This is a genomic window from Lentzea albidocapillata subsp. violacea (assembly GCF_900100275.1).
In the GTDB taxonomy this organism is placed as follows: Bacteria; Actinomycetota; Actinomycetes; order Mycobacteriales; family Pseudonocardiaceae; genus Lentzea; species Lentzea violacea.
The window spans coordinates 235889-251842 of record NZ_FNET01000004.1; the positions used below are offsets into that span (position 1 = coordinate 235889).

Below are 15954 nucleotides of genomic sequence, written 5' to 3' on the forward strand. Positions count from 1 at the left end.
GGCGGTTAGCGTGCGCAGGTGCAGTTGCCGTGGAGAGCCGCGCCCAGAGCGGCGCTGTCGAGTCCGCTCACGTTGGTCGTGAGCATCGCGACGACGTTGTTGCTGGGCTTCGTGGTGGCCGCGGCCGCCCTGCACTCCTCCGCCGCGGGCAGTGCCGCTCTCGCCTACCAGCAGAGCCGGATGTGCCCGCATTCCGTGCACCCGTCGCTGGACGGGGACGGGCTCCCGCTGTCCACGGCCGTCTCCCTGGCGGCGCGCAGTGACCTGGGCGGGGCCTACTCGCGGATCGGCCGGCCCGACTTCAACGGCATCGCGACGTACGGCCGGTTCGGGTATCGGCCGGACGCGTTGTCGCACCTGACCGTGGTGCAGGGCGGTGGCACCGGGTTGTGGGTGCCGCAGACGATCGCGACGGCCGCGCAGGTGCAGATCGGCGACCGGCTGACCGGGTCCTCCCTGGTGGTGAGCGCGATCTACGCCGACCTCGCGCAGCCCGTGGACGGCTGGTGGTGCTCCGAGGCGAAGACCGTGGTGCCGAACCCGCTGGCCGGGGACGGTGCCAGCACGTCGGTGATCTGGGTGGCTTCCGCTAACGACCTCTCCGCACTGCCGCCGGAGTTCGAGTCGAACGCCACGGTGTCGTTGCGCTTCCCGGCCGAGGCGCCGGCCACGCTCGCCGAGGCGGAGGCGTTGCGGGACAACGGCAACGCGCGGATGGCGGCGCTCGGACTGCCGCTGACCCGGACCGACCTGCTGTCCGGTGCCGTCGTGGCGGCACGGACCTCGGAACGCAACGTCTCCTCCGCGCTGCTGCCGTTGGTGCTCATCAGCGTGCTCGTCGGGCTCGCCGGCGTGGGCACCGTGACCGTGCAGTGGGCGCAGCGGCGCCATTCCGAGCTGCGGTTGCTGTGGGTGCGCGGGGCGAGTCCGTTGGCGCTGGGTTTCCGCGGCGTGCTGGAGCTGGGGCTGCCGCTGGTCCTGGGCGGTGCGCTCGGGCTGGTGGCCGCCCGGCTGCTGCTGCCGCTGTACGCGCCGGGTGTGGTGCTGGCTCCCGGAACGCTCTGGGTGGCGCTGGGGTTCGTGCTGGCCGTGGTGGTGCTGAGCCTCGCCGTGACGGTGCTGGTGGCGTCCTGGCGCGCGCACCGGACGTTCCAGCGACAGGCCCATTCGCGGCGGCTCGCGCTGGTGCCGTGGGAACTGGTCGTCGCGGGGCTGGCCGTGCTCGCGTGGGTCCGCCTGTCCCAGAACGGACTGGGCACGTCGTTGAAGCCCGGTTCACTGCCCCGCGTCGACGTGGCCGCGCTGGCGTTCCCGCTGCTCGTGGTGCTGGCGGCGGCGTTGCTGGCGACCCGGCTGCTGCGCTGGTCGCTGGAGTGGTCGCACCACGTGCAGTGGTGGCAGGTGCCGGCCGCGCAGCTCGCGTTGCGCCGCCTGGCCGCGGCCGTCGGACCGGTGACCGGCGTGCTGCTCGTGGGCGTGCTGGCGGTCGGCACCATAGCCGTCGGCAGCGCGGTGGCGGGGGCGCAGCAGTCGGCGCTGGACTCCAAGTCCGGTGTGTTCGTCGGAGCCAACAGCACGGTCCAGGTGTCACAGGACATCGCGCTCGGCCGGGTCGCGCTGCCCTCTTCGTTGCGGGGCAACACGACTCTCGTCGGGGTGAGCACGGGCGCGCTGATCGTGGACCCCGCGACGTTCACCGACGCCGCCGTGCTGAACGACGCGACCGAGGTGCGCTCGCTGCTCTCGGGCCTGAAGCGCACCGGCGAGGTCGCGCCCGCCCTGCGCATCGGCCGCTCGGCGAACCAGGAGATCCAGATCGCCGGACTGCCGCTGCTCAAACCCGTGGCGGCGCTGCCGTCGTTCCCGAAGCTCGGCACCCGCGGATACGTCGTCGCCCGCGACTCGGTGCCCGCCGCCGAGCAGGTCGGCTCGTGGCACCTGTGGTCAACGCTTCCGTTGTCCGCCTTGACTTCCGCGCTGCAGGCCGACGGCATCCACTACACGAACGTCGCCGACCGCGCCCGTGTGCTCGACGGCCTGCCGTTCCTGACCGTCGAGTGGACCTTCGGCTTCGTGGCGGCGATCGGCGTCGTCCTGGCCGTGGTGGCCGCCGTGGCGCTGCTGCTGGCCATCGAGGTCCGCCGCCGCCAGAACGCCGTCTCCGGCGCCCTGTCGACCCGCATGGGCATGCGCCCGTCGGTGCTGTGGTCGAGCCATCTCCTGGAAGTGGGCGCGCTGGCGTTGCTGGCCATGGGGATCGGCGTGGTGGCGTCGTTCGTGAGCGCCGGGGCGGCCGTACCGCGCCTGGACCCCGCGCCCTGGCTCAACCCGGCGCCGATGCTGCCGGACCTGCTGCCGTTGCTGGGTTCGATCCTGACGTGCGGCGCCCTGGTGGTCGTCGTGGCGGCCTGGCTTGCGTTGCGCGGTGTGCGAACCGCGCGGATGGGAGAACTGCTCAGGTGATCCGCGCTTGTGGCGTAGGGGTGTCCTACGGTTCCGTGCACGCCGTCGCGGACGTGTCGCTGTCGATCGCGCCCGGCCTCACCGTCCTGTCCGGTCCGTCCGGCTCGGGCAAGTCGAGCCTGCTGCGCGTCCTCTCGCTGGTCGAACGCCCTTCGCTGGGTGAGGTGTACGTCCACGACGTGCCGACCTCGTCGTTGTCGTGGTCGGAGCTGCGTGTGTTGCGGCGCAAGGAGATCGCGGTCGTCTTCCAGAACCCGGCCGACAACCTGATCTCGCACCTGACCGTGGGCGAGAACCTGCGCGCGGCCGGTGCCACTGACCTCTCCCTGCTGGACCGGCTCGGGCTGGGCGGGTCCGCGACCTGGCGGATCGGCGCTCTTTCCGGTGGCCAGCAACAACGTCTGGCGTTCGCCTGCGCGCTCGCCCGCGGCGCTTCCGTCGTGGTGGCCGACGAACCGACCTCGCAGCTCGACACGCGGTCGGCCGATCTCGTGCTGGAGACGCTCGGTTCGCTGCCGGTGCCGGCCGTGGTGGCGTCGCACGACCCGCGGCTGGTGGCGCTGGCGGACCTGTGCGTCCCACTGGCCGCGTCATGATCCGGGCGGCCGGGGTGCACCGGGCCTTCGGCGGCGTGTCCGTGCTGCGCGGGGTGGACCTCGCGGTCTCCTCCGGCGAGCTGGTGACCCTGAGCGGGCCGTCCGGGTCGGGGAAGACCGCGCTGCTGTCCCTGTTGTGCGGGTTCGACTTCCCGGACAGCGGATCGGTGCTGCCCGGCCTCGCCTCGTGGTCCGCGTGCGCCGTTCTGCCGCAGTCGCTCGGGCTGGCCTCGGAGCTGACGCTGGAGGAGAACGTCGCCCTGCCGTTGCGGCTGGCGGGGCGGGACGTGGCCGGCGTCCGTGAGTTGCTGGCGGAGCTGGGAATCGCCGGACTGGGCGCCCGGTATCCGGGGCAGGTCTCGTTCGGGCAGCAGCAGCGGGCGGCGCTGGCACGGGCCGTGGTGACGGGGCCTTCGGCGTTGCTGGCCGACGAGCCCACCGCGCACCTGGACGCCACCAGTGCCGAGGCCGCGGTCGGGCTGCTGCGGCGGGTCGCGGACGAGGGGGCCGCGGTGCTGATCGCCACTCATCACGACGCCGTGCACGCCGTCGCCGACCGGGTGCTGGTGCTGGCCGACGGCCAGGTTCGCTGACGCCGGCCGGTGCTGCGGCGGGTTCTCCCCCGCCGCAGCGAGCAGCCTCCGTCAGACCGCGGGCGGCCTGTCCTCGTACGGCGTCGAGAGCACGACCGTCGTCCTCGTCGACACGTTCGCCGACTCCCGGATCTTCTGCAGCAGCTCCTCCAGCGCGACCGGCGAGCCGACGCGGACGCGCAGGACGTAGGAGGCGTCACCCGCCACCGAGTAGCAGGCCTCGATCTCCTGGAGGTGTTCGAGGCGCTTCGGGTAGTCGTCCGGCTCGGCCGGGTTGATCGGGAACAGCGAGATGAACGCCGACATCGGCAGGCCGATCTCGGCGCCGTCCAGGCGGGCCGCGTAGCCCTTCACGATGCCGCGCTGTTCGAGGCGCTTCACGCGCTGGTGCACGGCCGAGACGGACAGGCCCACGCGTTCGGCCAGGTCGGTGAAGCTGCACCGGCCGTCCGAGGCGAGTTCCTTCAGTATCGCTCTGTCGATCTGCTCGAGGGTCAAAGCACCACCAGGTCGTGAGGTCGGTTGTTGAAGGACTCGACGCCGTCCGGGGTGGCGACCACGATGTCCTCGATGCGGGCGCCCCAGCGGCCGGGCAGGTAGATGCCGGGCTCCACGCTGAACGCCATGCCTGCTTCGAGCGGCAGCGAGTTGCCGCTCACGATGTAGGGCTCCTCGTGCACGTCCAGGCCGATGCCGTGGCCGGTGCGGTGGACGAAGAACTCGCCGAAGCCCGCGTCCGCGATGACGCCGCGGGCGGCGGCGTCCACCTCTTCGCAGGTCACGCCGGGCTTCACGGCGTCGACTGCGGCCTGCTGCGCGGCCTGCAGGACGGCGTAGGTGTCCCGGACGTCGTCGTAAGAGGGCTCGCCCATCACGTACGTCCGGGTCGAGTCGGAGTTGTAGCCCTCGGCGACCGGGCCGCCGATGTCGATGACGACGACGTCGCCCGCCTGGACCACGCGGTCGGAGTCACGGTGGTGCGGGGACGCGCCGTTCGGGCCGGAGCCGACGATCACGAACTCAGCGACGGTGTGGCCCTCCTCGACGATCGCCAGCGCGATGTCGTGCGCGACCTCGCGTTCGGTGCGGCCCACCCGCAGGAACTCGCCCATGCGCGCGTGCACGCGGTCGATCGCGGCACCCGCCTTGCGCAGGGCGTCGATCTCGGCGGCGTCCTTGCGCATGCGCAGTTCGCGGATGATCGGGCCGGCCAGCGACTGCGTGCCGCCGATCGCCTGGCCGAGCTTGATGGTGTGCAGGGCCGGCATCATGTCCGCCACGGCCGTCCGCGAGCCCTTGAGCGCGGCCTTGACCAGCGCGTACGGGTCCTCGCCGTCGACCCACGTGACGACCTCGACCCCGAGTTCGCCGGTCGGGATGGCCGCGTAGCCCGGCTGCTCCAGCTTCGGCACGACCAGCGTCGGCGTGCCGCCCACGGGCAGCGCGAGGCAGGTGAGGCGCTCGAAGGAGTCGCCACCGGCACCGATCAGGTACCGCAGGTCCGAGCCGGGCGAGATGAGGAGGGCGTCGACGCCCGCCTGCTCGGCGGCGGCGCAAGCGCGGTCGAGCCGCGCACGCAGCGCGGACACGTCGATGGGCCCGGTGATCGTTGCCATGGCCGAAAGCCTAGTAGCTTGTCCCTCCGTGAGCTCTCCCCTGGTGCTGCTGGACTCCGCGAGCCTCTACTTCCGGGCGTACTACGCGCTGCCGGACTCGATGACCGCGCCCGACGGCACGCCCGTCAACGCCGTGCGCGGGTTCGTCGACACGATCGCCCGCGTCATCACCGAACGCGGCGCCGCCCGCCTGGTCGCCTGCCTCGACGCCGACTGGCGCCCCGAGTTCCGGGTGAAGGCACTGCCGACCTACAAGGCGCACCGGGTCGCCGAGGACGCCACCGACGGCTCGGAGGAGGTCCCGGACACGCTGACGCCGCAGATCCCGATCATCCTCGACGTACTCGACGCCGCCGGCATCTGCACCGCCGAGGCGGCCGGCCACGAGGCCGACGACGTGATCGGCGCACTCGCCCACCACGAGACGAGGTCGCGCGTCGAGGTCGTCACCGGCGACCGCGACATGTTCCAGGTCGTGCGCTTCGAGCCGACGCCCGTGCACGTCGTCTACGTCGGCCGCGGCTGGAGCAAAGCGGAGGTCCTCGGCCCCGAGGAGCTGGCCGCCAAGTACTCGCTGCCGGTCGAGAACGCGGGCTCGGCGTACGCCGACATGTCCGTGCTGCGCGGCGACCCGTCCGACGGCCTGCCGGGCGTCGCGGGCATCGGCGAGAAGACGGCGGCGAAGCTCATCACTGAGTTCGGCTCACTGGACGCCGTGCTCAAGGCCGTCACGGACCCGATGGACCGCAAGCTCACCACCAAGGCCCGCAACGCGCTCATCGCGGCCGAGGACTACCTGGCGGTGGCGCCCGTGGTCGTCCGGACCGCGCTGGACGCCCCGGTCGTGCTGGACCGCGCCGACGAGGTGCCGCGCGTGCCCGCCGACCCCGAGCGGCTGCGTGAGCTCACGCAGCGCTGGGGTCTGGGCAGCTCGGTGCCGCGCCTGGTGAACGCGATGGAGCGTCGTTCTTAGAAGAACGTCGTCATCGTCACCTGCGGCAGCGATCCTGCGGCGAGGAAACCGCCACAAGATCGCACCGCGCGATCCTGCGGAGCTCTGTCGCCAGCTGCGGGAATTGACCGTAGTCAGCTTGGCTCTCCAGTGTCTGCCCACCGATGTCACGAGGGTCCAGTTCCGGGAGCGCGGCGTCGATCTGTTCGAGGTGGGCCCGAGCGACTTCGCTTCCGTACACCCGAAGTCCTTCCCTGGCGTCCCGGTACTTCGTGAATGAAGCACTGAACGCTTCCGGTGCCAACGGCGTCCGACACGAACCGAGCACCTCTGGTGGGTTCGCGGCGAAAGACTCCGCTACTGCACGATCCACGCAGCCGTACGTGGCGAACACAGCTCGGAAGTACTCGTCAGAAGCCTTGATGTACCCGAAATAAGCCTCGCGACGCTTCTCTCTGTCCTCTCGCGCCGAGTCCGCCTGGAAGAGTCGGTCCTGCTGCTGGAAGAGAGCTGCGGTCGTTCGTTCCGTGGCCACCAAGGTCAGCACCGAGCCGACCACACCTGACACCAGCGCAACAGCTACCTGAATCATAACGCTTCGCAGTTTTCCAGCTTCGCTCGGAGCTTCGGCTCGCTTGCGTCGCTGACCGCGCTCGCGAAGGTCCGTTCGTCGATCGCCGCCCCGGTGGATCACGTGCCTGCTCCCCTCACAATCATCCCGGCTAGAAGAACGTCGAGCAGAGCGGGGCGACGGAGTCGGCGAACAACGCGTCGGCCTCGCCGAACCGCGAGCCCTCGATCCGCTTGGCGGCCGCGAGGTCGGAGAACCTCGTGTCCCCGAGGTAGACGGCCCCGAGCAGGTCGGCCGGGATGGTGATGTCGGGCTGCGCCTCGACGCGTTCGGCACCGTCGGGCGACACGCGGTAGCAGCCGTCGTTGGCGGGCAGCAGCTTGTCGCGCACCTCGACGACGACGGAGTCGGCGCTGCCGTAGGTGCGGGCGGCAAGCATCCGTGGCACGTCCACGAGCCGTAGCCAGATCTGGTCGTAGACGTCCTTCGTGTACACGACGCGCGGGTCCTCGAAGAGCCAGTGGAGCGGGTCGTCGAGGGCGGCGTCGACGGTGATCTCGTCGATCAGGTCCAGCCGCGTCAGGTAGATCCAGAGGTCGCGCCACGCGTCGGCGTTGGCCCACGCGAAGTCCTCGACCTCCATGTAGTGCTTGAAGTCCTTGTCCTCGGACACCTTGTAGCAGACATAGCCGTCGTCGCCGTCCGGTCCACTGTGGACGATCATGACGCGGTTCTCCGCCTCGGTCTTGCGGTCCAGCGCCCTGGCCCACCAGCCCGGCCAGCGCGAGATCTGTCCCGGCCGGTCCAGCCCGAACTCGGCGTGCAACTCTGGCAGCAGCTTGTCCGAGGTGTCGGGGTCGACCATCCGCACCCGTCCGGTCGGCGAGCCGGGGATCACGGCCTTGCGCGCGTCGATCCGCAGGAACCGCACGCGGCCGGCCAGTCCATAGCCGAAACGGCCGTAGATGCGCCCTTCGGACGCTCGGAGCGTCGCGACGGGTTCCGGGAGCGTCGAGAGTTGTTCGCGCATCAGGGCGCTCAGCACGCCACGGCGCGTGTAGTCCGCACGCACACCCACGCGCGACACGGCCGCGTGCGGTACGACGCCGCCGCCGGGCACCACCATGGTGCCGCCGAACGACTGGGTCGTGCCGACCATCTCGTCGCCCTCGAACGCGGCGAGCACCCGGCCGGGCTCGTAGGACGGCAGCACCACCGACCACTGTTCGTCGGTGGGCGGGCCCCAGTGCATCGCGCGGCGGAAAAGCGTGCTGTGGGCTCGGTACTGCGCTTCGTCGGTGAGAACGCGGATCTCCGTCACGCCGCGATCGTCGCTCAGCCCGACGGCGAACGCACCTCAGTTTCCGGCGAGACGCGGAAGGCGCCCCGCAGGAACCCTGGGGACGCCTTCCGGGAAGGAAGGGCTCAGCCGGTGGGCTGGCCGACCTCGTACTCGCCGTCCTCGGTCTTGACGACGATCTTGACCTTCTTGTCCTTGCCGCCGACCTGCACCTTGCACTCGAACGAGGTGTTGGGCTTGACCTCGTTCTCACCGGTGCACGTCGCCGCGCCGACGTCCGAGATCTTGTACTCGTCCTTCAGGATCTGGACGACGCCCTTCTGGACCTCGGTGTTGTTGAAGATCTTCTTCTTGAAGAAGGCCGGCGACACGAAGCCGGTGAACAGCACGCCGCCCACGAGCAGGACCACGACGACAGCGGCCACCCAGATCGCGGCGCTGGACTTCTTCTTCGGCGGCATCGGCGGGCCGTAACCCGGCTGCTGGCCGTACGGGTTGGGCTGCTGCTGGCCAGGCATGCCGTACTGCTGCGTCTGCTGGCCGTACGGGTCCTGGGCGGGAGTGCCGTACGGGTTCGACTGCGGCTGCTGACCGGGCACGCCGTACTGCTGCGTCTGCTGCTGCTGCGACGGGTCGAAACCCGGATACGGCTGCTGCTGGCCCGGCTGGGGCTGCGGCGGGCCGTAGGGGTTCTGCTGCCCCGGGTTCTGGGCCGGGAAGCCGCCAGACGGCGTGCCGGGAGGGAAACCGCCTCCATAGGGCTGCTGCGGCTGTTGCGGCTGGCCCCAGGGCTGCTGCGGATCGTTCCCTCCGGACGGTCCGTACGGGCTGCTCATCAGTCGACCTCCGTGTGTACGACGTTGCGGCGAAATCCAATCACACCGTTGACGTCAGTCTTTACTCCGACTCGCAAAACCTTCGTCAGGACTGGGGTCTGTATCGAAGTCCGTGTTCGCGATAGCCGAGCGACTCTCATCGAACGGGACTTCGATACAGACCCTAGGCCACAACTCGGGGTCACATCATCGCCACCACGCCGCGGCGCAGCGCGTCGACGGCCTTGGCCGCGGCCGCGCCGACCGGCTCCTGGCGGCCGACGACGTCGCGGATCTGGTCCAGCAGGTCGATCACCTGCCTGCACCAGCGCACGAAGTCGCCCGCGCCGAGCTCGTTGCCACCGGCCTCGGCGGCGCTCAGGACCTTCTCCAGCGACTCGCCGCGCGCCCAGCGGTACACCGGCCAGGCGAAACCGGGGTCGGGCTGACGGGTGATGCGTTCAAGCTTGAGGCGGCGCTCGTCGTCCTCGATCTCCGCCCACAGCCGCACCGTCTTGAGCATCGCGTCGGCCACCGCGCCCTGCGGCAGGCGTGCCTCGACGGGACCGTCCCGGCGTGCCTCGTAGACCAGCGACGACACGACGGCGGCGAGTTCCTCCGGCTTGAGGCCCTTCCACACGCCGTGGCGGATGCACTCGGCGGCGAGCAGGTCCGACTCGCTGTAGAGCCTGGTCAGGCGCTTGCCGTCGGCGGTGACCTCCTCGGACTCGCTGAGGTAGCCGCGCTCGCGCAGCAGCGCGCGGATGCGGTCGAACTGGCGCGCCAGCGAGTGCGTCGTCGCCGCGACCTTGCGCTCCAGCTGCTGGTTCTCGGCCAGCAGCCGGTGGTACCGCTCGCCCCACCGGGCGTGGTCCTCGCGCTGGTCACAGCCGTGGCACGGGTGGGCGCGCAGGGCGCGGCGCAGCGTCGCGAGCTCCGGGTCGTCGTCCGCCGTGGTCTGCCTGCGGCCCCGCGACGGCACCGTGATGCCCGTGTTGCGGATCGTGGACGCCAGGTCGCGCCGCGACTTGGGCGAGCGCACGTCGACCTGCTTGGGCAGGCGGATGTGGCCCAGCACCTCGACCGGCGACGGGAAGTCGGCCGACGTGAGGCGGCCCGACCAGCGGTCCTCGGTGACGACCAGCGGCTTCGCCTCGCCCATCGGCTCGAGGCCGGGGTCGACGACGACGGCGAGGCCACTGCGGCGCCCGGACGGCACCGCGATCACGTCGCCCTTGCGCAGCCGTTCGAGCGACTTGGCCGTCTCGATGCGGCGCGAGTTCGTGTTCTGCTTCGCGAGCTGCTTCTCCCGGTCGCCGATGCGGCGGCGCAGCGTCGCGTACTCGGTGAAGTCGCCCAGGTGGCACGTCATCGCCTCGGTGTAGCCGGCGAGCGCCTCCTTGTTGCGCTCGATGCGGCGCGCGAGGCCCACGACCGACCTGTCCGCCTGGAACTGCGCGAACGACTGCTCCAGGATCTCGCGTGCGGACGCGGCCCCGAGCTGGTGCACGAGGTTGACGGCCATGTTGTAGCCCGGCCGGAACGACGACCGCAGCGGGTACGTGCGGGTGGACGCGAGCCCGCCGACCGCCTTGGGGTCGATTCCCGGCTGCCAGACGACGACCGCGTGCCCTTCGACGTCGATGCCGCGACGCCCCGCACGGCCCGTGAGCTGCGTGTACTCGCCCGGCGTGAGGTCGACGTGCGCCTCTCCGTTGTACTTCACGAGCTTTTCGAGCACGACCGTCCGCGCGGGCATGTTGATGCCCAGCGCGAGCGTCTCGGTCGCGAACACGACCTTGACCAGCCCGCGGACGAACAGCTCCTCGACCGTCTCCTTGAAGGCGGGCAGCAGCCCGGCGTGGTGCGACGCGATGCCGCGCTCCAGCGCCTCACGCCACTCCCAGTACCCGAGCACCGTCAGGTCGGCCTCGGGCAGGTCCCGCGTCTTCTCGTCGACGATCCGGCGGACCTCCTCGGTCTCCTCCGGCGAGTTGAGCCGCAGCCCGGCCCGCGCCGTCTGCGCGACCGCCGCGTCACAGCCCGCACGGCTGAACACGAACACGATCGCGGGCAGCAACGACGCCGCGTCGAGCCGCTGGATCATGTCGATGCGCGACGTCGGCTTGAACCCACTGTTGCGCGCCGCGCGCCCATTGCCGCCGGTGCGGTTGCGCCCGCGGCTGAACGGCACGTGGTACCGCACGAGCTCCTCGGTCTTGCGCACCACCTGGGAGTTGATCCGCGCGTGCGTCTGGTCGCCCTCGAACAGGTCGAGCATCTGGTTGCCCACCAGCATGTGCTGCCACAGCGGCACGGGCCGGTGCTCGTCGACCACGACGGAGGTGTCGCCGCGGACCTCGACCAGCCACTCGCCGAACTCCTCGGCGTTGCTGACCGTCGCGGACAGACCGACCACCTGCACGTGCTCGGGCAGGTGCAGGATGACCTCTTCCCACACCGGCCCGCGGAAGCGGTCCGCGAGGTAGTGCACCTCGTCCATCACGACGTACGCCAGTCCGTCCAGAGTGGACGAACCCGAGTACAGCATGTTCCGCAGCACCTCGGTCGTCATGACCACGACCGGCGCGCCGCCGTTCACACTCGTGTCGCCGGTGAGCAGGCCGATGCTCTCCGGCCCGTACCGCGCGGTGAGGTCGGCGAACTTCTGGTTGCTCAGCGCCTTGATCGGCGTCGTGTAGAAGCACTTGCGGCCCTCGGACAGCGCGAGGTGCACAGCGAACTCGCCCACCACCGTCTTACCGGCACCGGTGGGGGCGCAGACGAGCACTCCGTGACCGTCCTCCAGGGCCTCACAGGCCTGGCGCTGGAACGGGTCCAGCTCGAACGAGATCACGGACAGGAAATCGGTCAGCTTGGGCCGCTGGGCATTGCGCCGGGAGTGGGCGTAGGCCTCGGCCGGGGACCGCGAAGCGCTTGACACCCCATCAGGCTTTCACATCGCACCGACAATTGCCGTCGAGATAGATTAACTTCAACCGACACTGAAACGACAGAGGGCGATGTCCCCAGGACATCGCCCTCTACCTGCGGTTTCACGTCAGGCTTCGACTTGCGCAAGACGACGGTCGTATGGCAGGCGCCCGCCCTCGCAAGCCCACCACGCACGCAGCCTGGCGTGGCGATGCGAAACGAGCCGTACGAACCCTTCAGGGCTGGGTAGCGGTGCACCCCGAACACAACCCCGCGCAGTTCCGCCACGACCCGCGCGCCCACCCCCGCAAGGCGACCACCCGCACGGCAGGCGACCCCTCCGCTGGAACAACCACCCGCAAGCCGACCCGCACGGGCCACCACCAGCGTCAGAACGTGCGCTGCACCCGGTCCGCCACCAGCTTCACGAAGCGGGACGGGTCGGCAAGCTCTCCACCCTCAGCCAGCAACGCCAACCCGTGGATCAGCTCCGCGGTGTCAGCCAGCCCGTCGCGTTCGCCGCCCGCGAACGCCTTGTGCAGCCCCTCCACCAACGGGTGCGACGGGTTGAGCTCCAGGATCCGCTTGATCTTCGGCAGCTCCTGCCCCATCGCCTTGTACATCTTCTCCAGCGTCGGGGTGATGTCGTACGAGTCACCGACGACACACGCCGGGGAGGTCGTCAGACGGGACGAGAGGCGGACCTCCTTGACGCTGTCCTCCAACTGCTCCTTCATCCACGTGAGCAGGTCGGCGAACTCCGCGGCCCTGGCCTCGTTGGCCGACTTCTCCTCGTCGGTCTCCAGGTCCACCTGGCCCTTGGCGACCGACTGGAACGTCCTCCCGTCGAAGGCGGGGACGGAGTCGACCCACATCTCGTCGATCGTGTCGGTGAGGATCAGCACCTCGAAGTCCTTGGCGCGCAACGCTTCCAGGTGCGGCGACTTCTCGACGGCCACTCGTGAGTCGCCGGTCATGAAGTAGATGTGCTCCTGGCCGTCCTTCATCCGGGAGACGTACTCGGCGAGGGTGGTCAGCGACTCTTCGGAGTGCGTGGACGCGAAGGAGCAGACGTCCAGGATCGCGTCGCGGTTGTCCGTGTCGGAGAGCAGGCCCTCCTTCAGGGCCGCGCCTACCTCGCCCCACAGCTTCGCGTAGTCGTCCGGGCGCGTGCCCATCAGCGACTTGATCGAGGACAGCACCTTCTTGACCAGGCGGCGGCGCATCAGCTGGATCTGGCGGTCCTGCTGCAGGATCTCGCGCGAGACGTTCAGCGAGAGGTCCGCCGCGTCGACGACACCCTTCACGAAGCGCAGGTACTCCGGCATCAGCTCGGCGCAGTCCTCCATGATGAAGACGCGCTTCACGTAGAGCTGGACGCCGCGCTTGCCGTCGCGCATGAACAGGTCCATCGGCGCCTGCGCGGGCAGGAACAGCAGGGCCTGGTACTCGAACGTGCCCTCCGCCTGCATGCGGATGGTCTCGAGCGGCGCGTTCCAGTCGTGGCTGATGTGCCGGTAGAACTCGGCGTACTCCTCCTCCGTCACCTCGGAGGCCGGGCGCGCCCACAGGGCCTTGCGCGAGTTGATGTCCTCGCCGCCCAGGCGCACCGGCCAGGTGATGAAGTCCGAGTAGCGCTTGACGATCTCGCGGATCTTCGCCGGCTCCGTGTAGTCGGGCAGGCGGTCCTCGTCGTCGGACGGCTTGAGGTGCAACGTGACCGAGGTGCCCTGGGGCGCGTCGTCCACGTCGTCGATCGTGTACGTGGCCTCGCCGGTCGACTCCCAGCGCACGCCCTTCTCGGCGTGCGGGTACCTCGTCACGAGGGTGACCTTGTCCGCCACCATGAACGACGAGTAGAAGCCGATGCCGAACTGGCCGATCAGGTCGGACGCGCTGCCGGACTGCTGTTCCTTGAGCTGCTTGAGGAACTCCGCGGTGCCGGACTTCGCGATCGTGCCGATGAGCCCGACGACGTCCTCGCGCGTCATGCCGATGCCGTTGTCCCGCACCGTCAGCGTGCGCTCGGCCGGATCGGACTCGATCACGATGTGCAGGTCGTCGACGTCGACCTGCATGTCCTTGTCGCGGAACGACTCCAGCCGCAGCTTGTCGAGCGCGTCGGAGGCGTTCGAGACCAGCTCGCGCAGGAACGTGTCCTTGTTCGAGTAGATCGAGTGGATCATCAGCTGCAGCAGCTGACGTGCCTCGGACTGAAACTCCAGCGTCTCCATGAATCCCTACCGAAAACCGTGAAACGAACCGAACAGCCCCATAACTTAGCGACCCATGACCGTGAGGGCGCCAGGAACCGTATGAACCGCGACGGGCAACGCCTCCTGGCGTTCGCCGTCGGCGTAAGCGACCCAGCCGTTGCCGCCGGACAGCGAGACCTCACGCGCGCGGAACGTCCGCACGGCCGGGTGCTCGGTGTGCTTGCCCGTGCGCAACGTCGGCAGCATCCGGGCCAGCATCGCGCGGCTGCCGCCCTCGACGACCGTGACGTCGAACAACCCGTCGCCGGCATCGGCCGCCGGGCACACGGGGATGCCCCCGCCGTAGTTCGGTGTGTTGCCGATCGCGACCAGCGTCGCGTCCAGCTCGAACGTCCCGGACTCGGTGGTCACGACCAGCGGCGCCGGCTTCAGCGACGCGAGCTCGGCGACGATCGCCAGGTCGTAGCGGCTTCGGCCGGCGGGCCAGCGCATCGCGTTCGCCCGCTCGTTCACCGCGGAGTCGAACCCGGCGCACAGCACCGTCGCGAACCACTGCCCCGTCGACAACCGCCCGAGGTCGAGCTGTTTGCGGGTGCCGTGCACGACGTCCTCGACCGACCGCGCGCCCACGGCCGCGGCCAGGTCGTTGCCGGTGCCCGCCGGGACGATGCCCAGCGCCGTCGAGGTGCCCGCGACCGCCTGCACGCCCAGGTGGGCGGCGCCGTCACCGCCCAGGACGACCAGCAGGTCGACGCCGTCCGCGACGGCCCGGCGCGCCATCGCCAGCGCGCCCTCGGCGTCGAGCGCGACCATCTGCCTCAACGACGACACGTGCGGCCGCAACGCCGCGGCGGTCGACCCGGCCATCCGGGCCGCCCGCCCCTTGCCCGACGCGGGGCAGACCAGTAAGGCAGCCCGCGTCACGTGGCATCGTCGTAGTTCACGCGCTTCGGGGGCTCCGTGGCGATGGCCTTCTCACCGGGGTCGTTGCCGTCCGCGTCGGACGCGACGTAGTCGAACGGCGCCGCCTCGTCGTCGTCGAGCGCGTCCCAGCCCTCGGCCACGCGGAGCTTCGCCTTGCGCTTGTCGTGCACGCGGGCGATCTGGATCGCCATCTCGAACAGCACCGACAACGCGAGGGCCAGCACGACCATGGAGATCGGGTCGGTGCCCGGCGTCGCGATCGCGGCGAACACGAACAGGCCCATCATCAGGCCGCGGCGCCACTTGCGCAGCTTCTCGTAGGACAGCACACCCGCGCGGTTGAGCATCACCACGACCAGCGGGATCAGGAAGCTCACACCGAAGATGAACAACATCGTGATGACGAAGTTGATGTACTTGCTACCGGTGAGCGCCGTGACCCAGTTGTCGCCACCGAACCCCAGCAGCACCTTCAGGCCCTCGGGTACCACGAGGTACGCGAGCACCGCGCCGGCCACGAACAGCAGAGCACCGGCGCCGACGAACACCCGCGCGAAGTTGCGTTCCTTCGTGTACAGGCCAGGCGTGATGAAGGCCCAGACCTGGTACAGCCACAGCGGGCTGAGCAGCACCGCACCTGCCGCCGCACCGACCTGCAGCTGCACGAGGAAGATCTCGAACGGCTCGGTCTGCAGCAACGCGCAGGTGCCGTCGTTGGTGATCTTGGCCCGGTACTTCGCCAGGTCCTCGTGGCAGTACGGCCCCGTCAGGATGTCGCCCAGCGACGGAATCGGGCCGAGGCGCACCTGGAACCAGATGAAGCCGAAGATGGCGCCGACGGCGATGACCAGCATGGCCAGGCCGAGCCGGTACCTCAGCTCGTACAGGTGCTCTTTGAGCGACATGGTGCCGTCGGCGTTGCCCCGACGGCGCTTGCCGCGCTCCCGGCGCTCGGCGAACCACCGGAACGGACT

Annotated in this window: 13 protein-coding genes; 4 read left to right on the forward strand and 9 right to left on the reverse strand. The window is 70.0% G+C overall.

The genetic code is table 11. The annotated features are described in order from the left end of the window. The first annotated feature begins 18 nt into the window (after positions 1-18). The 3 genes from BLR21_RS42405 to BLR21_RS11580 are packed head-to-tail and all read left to right on the forward strand — an operon-like array spanning position 19 to position 3652. Positions 19-2463 (forward strand): ABC transporter permease, encoded by a 2445-nt coding sequence (locus tag BLR21_RS42405; RefSeq protein WP_176929591.1) that lies wholly within the window; start codon positions 19-21, stop codon positions 2461-2463. A gap of 20 nt (positions 2464-2483) precedes the next feature. Continuing rightward, positions 2484-3059, forward strand: a complete 576-nt coding sequence (locus BLR21_RS11575; protein ID WP_256334636.1) for an ATP-binding cassette domain-containing protein — start codon at positions 2484-2486, stop codon at positions 3057-3059. After that, positions 3056-3652 (forward strand): ABC transporter ATP-binding protein, encoded by a 597-nt coding sequence (locus BLR21_RS11580; RefSeq protein WP_030477166.1) that lies wholly within the window; start codon positions 3056-3058, stop codon positions 3650-3652. The genes BLR21_RS11575 and BLR21_RS11580 overlap by 4 nt, the downstream gene beginning before the upstream one ends. A 51-nt stretch (positions 3653-3703) precedes the next feature. On the opposite strand, the gene BLR21_RS11585 is transcribed toward BLR21_RS11580, so the two are convergent. Together BLR21_RS11585 and BLR21_RS11590 are read right to left on the reverse strand one after the other, a co-directional pair. Continuing rightward, positions 3704-4150, reverse strand: coding sequence for an Lrp/AsnC family transcriptional regulator (locus tag BLR21_RS11585; RefSeq protein WP_030477165.1), 447 nt, complete (start codon positions 4148-4150; stop codon positions 3704-3706). Then, a complete protein-coding gene (locus BLR21_RS11590) occupies positions 4147-5268 on the reverse strand; it encodes a M24 family metallopeptidase (RefSeq protein ID WP_090005833.1) in 1122 nt (373 codons plus the stop codon). Before BLR21_RS11590 ends, BLR21_RS11585 begins: the two co-directional genes overlap by 4 nt. Before the next feature lie 28 nt (positions 5269-5296). Here BLR21_RS11590 and BLR21_RS11595 point away from each other — a divergent pair, with 28 nt between their 5' ends. Next, entirely contained in the window at positions 5297-6241 is a 945-nt protein-coding gene (locus BLR21_RS11595; protein ID WP_176929593.1) for a 5'-3' exonuclease, read from the forward strand. Between the two features lie 16 nt (positions 6242-6257). Here BLR21_RS11595 and BLR21_RS11600 read toward each other — a convergent pair whose 3' ends face one another. From BLR21_RS11600 to tatC, 7 genes are all read right to left on the reverse strand, one after another. Continuing rightward, positions 6258-6914 carry a hypothetical protein gene (locus BLR21_RS11600; RefSeq protein ID WP_143027686.1) on the reverse strand — a complete coding sequence of 219 codons (657 nt, stop codon included), beginning with the start codon at positions 6912-6914 and terminating at the stop codon, positions 6258-6260. A gap of 28 nt (positions 6915-6942) precedes the next feature. Then, positions 6943-8112, reverse strand: a complete 1170-nt coding sequence (locus BLR21_RS11605) for a GNAT family N-acetyltransferase (protein WP_176929594.1) — start codon at positions 8110-8112, stop codon at positions 6943-6945. A gap of 104 nt (positions 8113-8216) precedes the next feature. Further along, on the reverse strand, positions 8217-8927 hold the full coding sequence (locus BLR21_RS11610; RefSeq protein WP_090005836.1) for a DUF4333 domain-containing protein: 711 nt from the start codon (positions 8925-8927) through the stop codon (positions 8217-8219). A gap of 181 nt (positions 8928-9108) precedes the next feature. Continuing rightward, the gene (locus BLR21_RS11615; RefSeq protein WP_090005837.1) at positions 9109-11850 is read right to left on the reverse strand and encodes a DEAD/DEAH box helicase; all 2742 of its coding nucleotides are present in this window, start codon (positions 11848-11850) and stop codon (positions 9109-9111) included. Between the two features lie 379 nt (positions 11851-12229). Further along, on the reverse strand, positions 12230-14074 hold the full coding sequence (gene htpG, locus BLR21_RS11620; RefSeq protein WP_090005838.1) for a molecular chaperone HtpG: 1845 nt from the start codon (positions 14072-14074) through the stop codon (positions 12230-12232). A 45-nt stretch (positions 14075-14119) separates the two neighbouring features. Then, positions 14120-14980: a diacylglycerol/lipid kinase family protein gene (locus BLR21_RS11625; protein ID WP_090005839.1), complete on the reverse strand. Its 861-nt coding sequence runs from the start codon at positions 14978-14980 to the stop codon at positions 14120-14122. Beyond that, positions 14977-15885, reverse strand: coding sequence for a twin-arginine translocase subunit TatC (gene tatC / locus BLR21_RS11630; protein ID WP_090006047.1), 909 nt, complete (start codon positions 15883-15885; stop codon positions 14977-14979). The genes BLR21_RS11625 and tatC overlap by 4 nt, the downstream gene beginning before the upstream one ends. Positions 15886-15954: the final 69 nt, after the last annotated feature.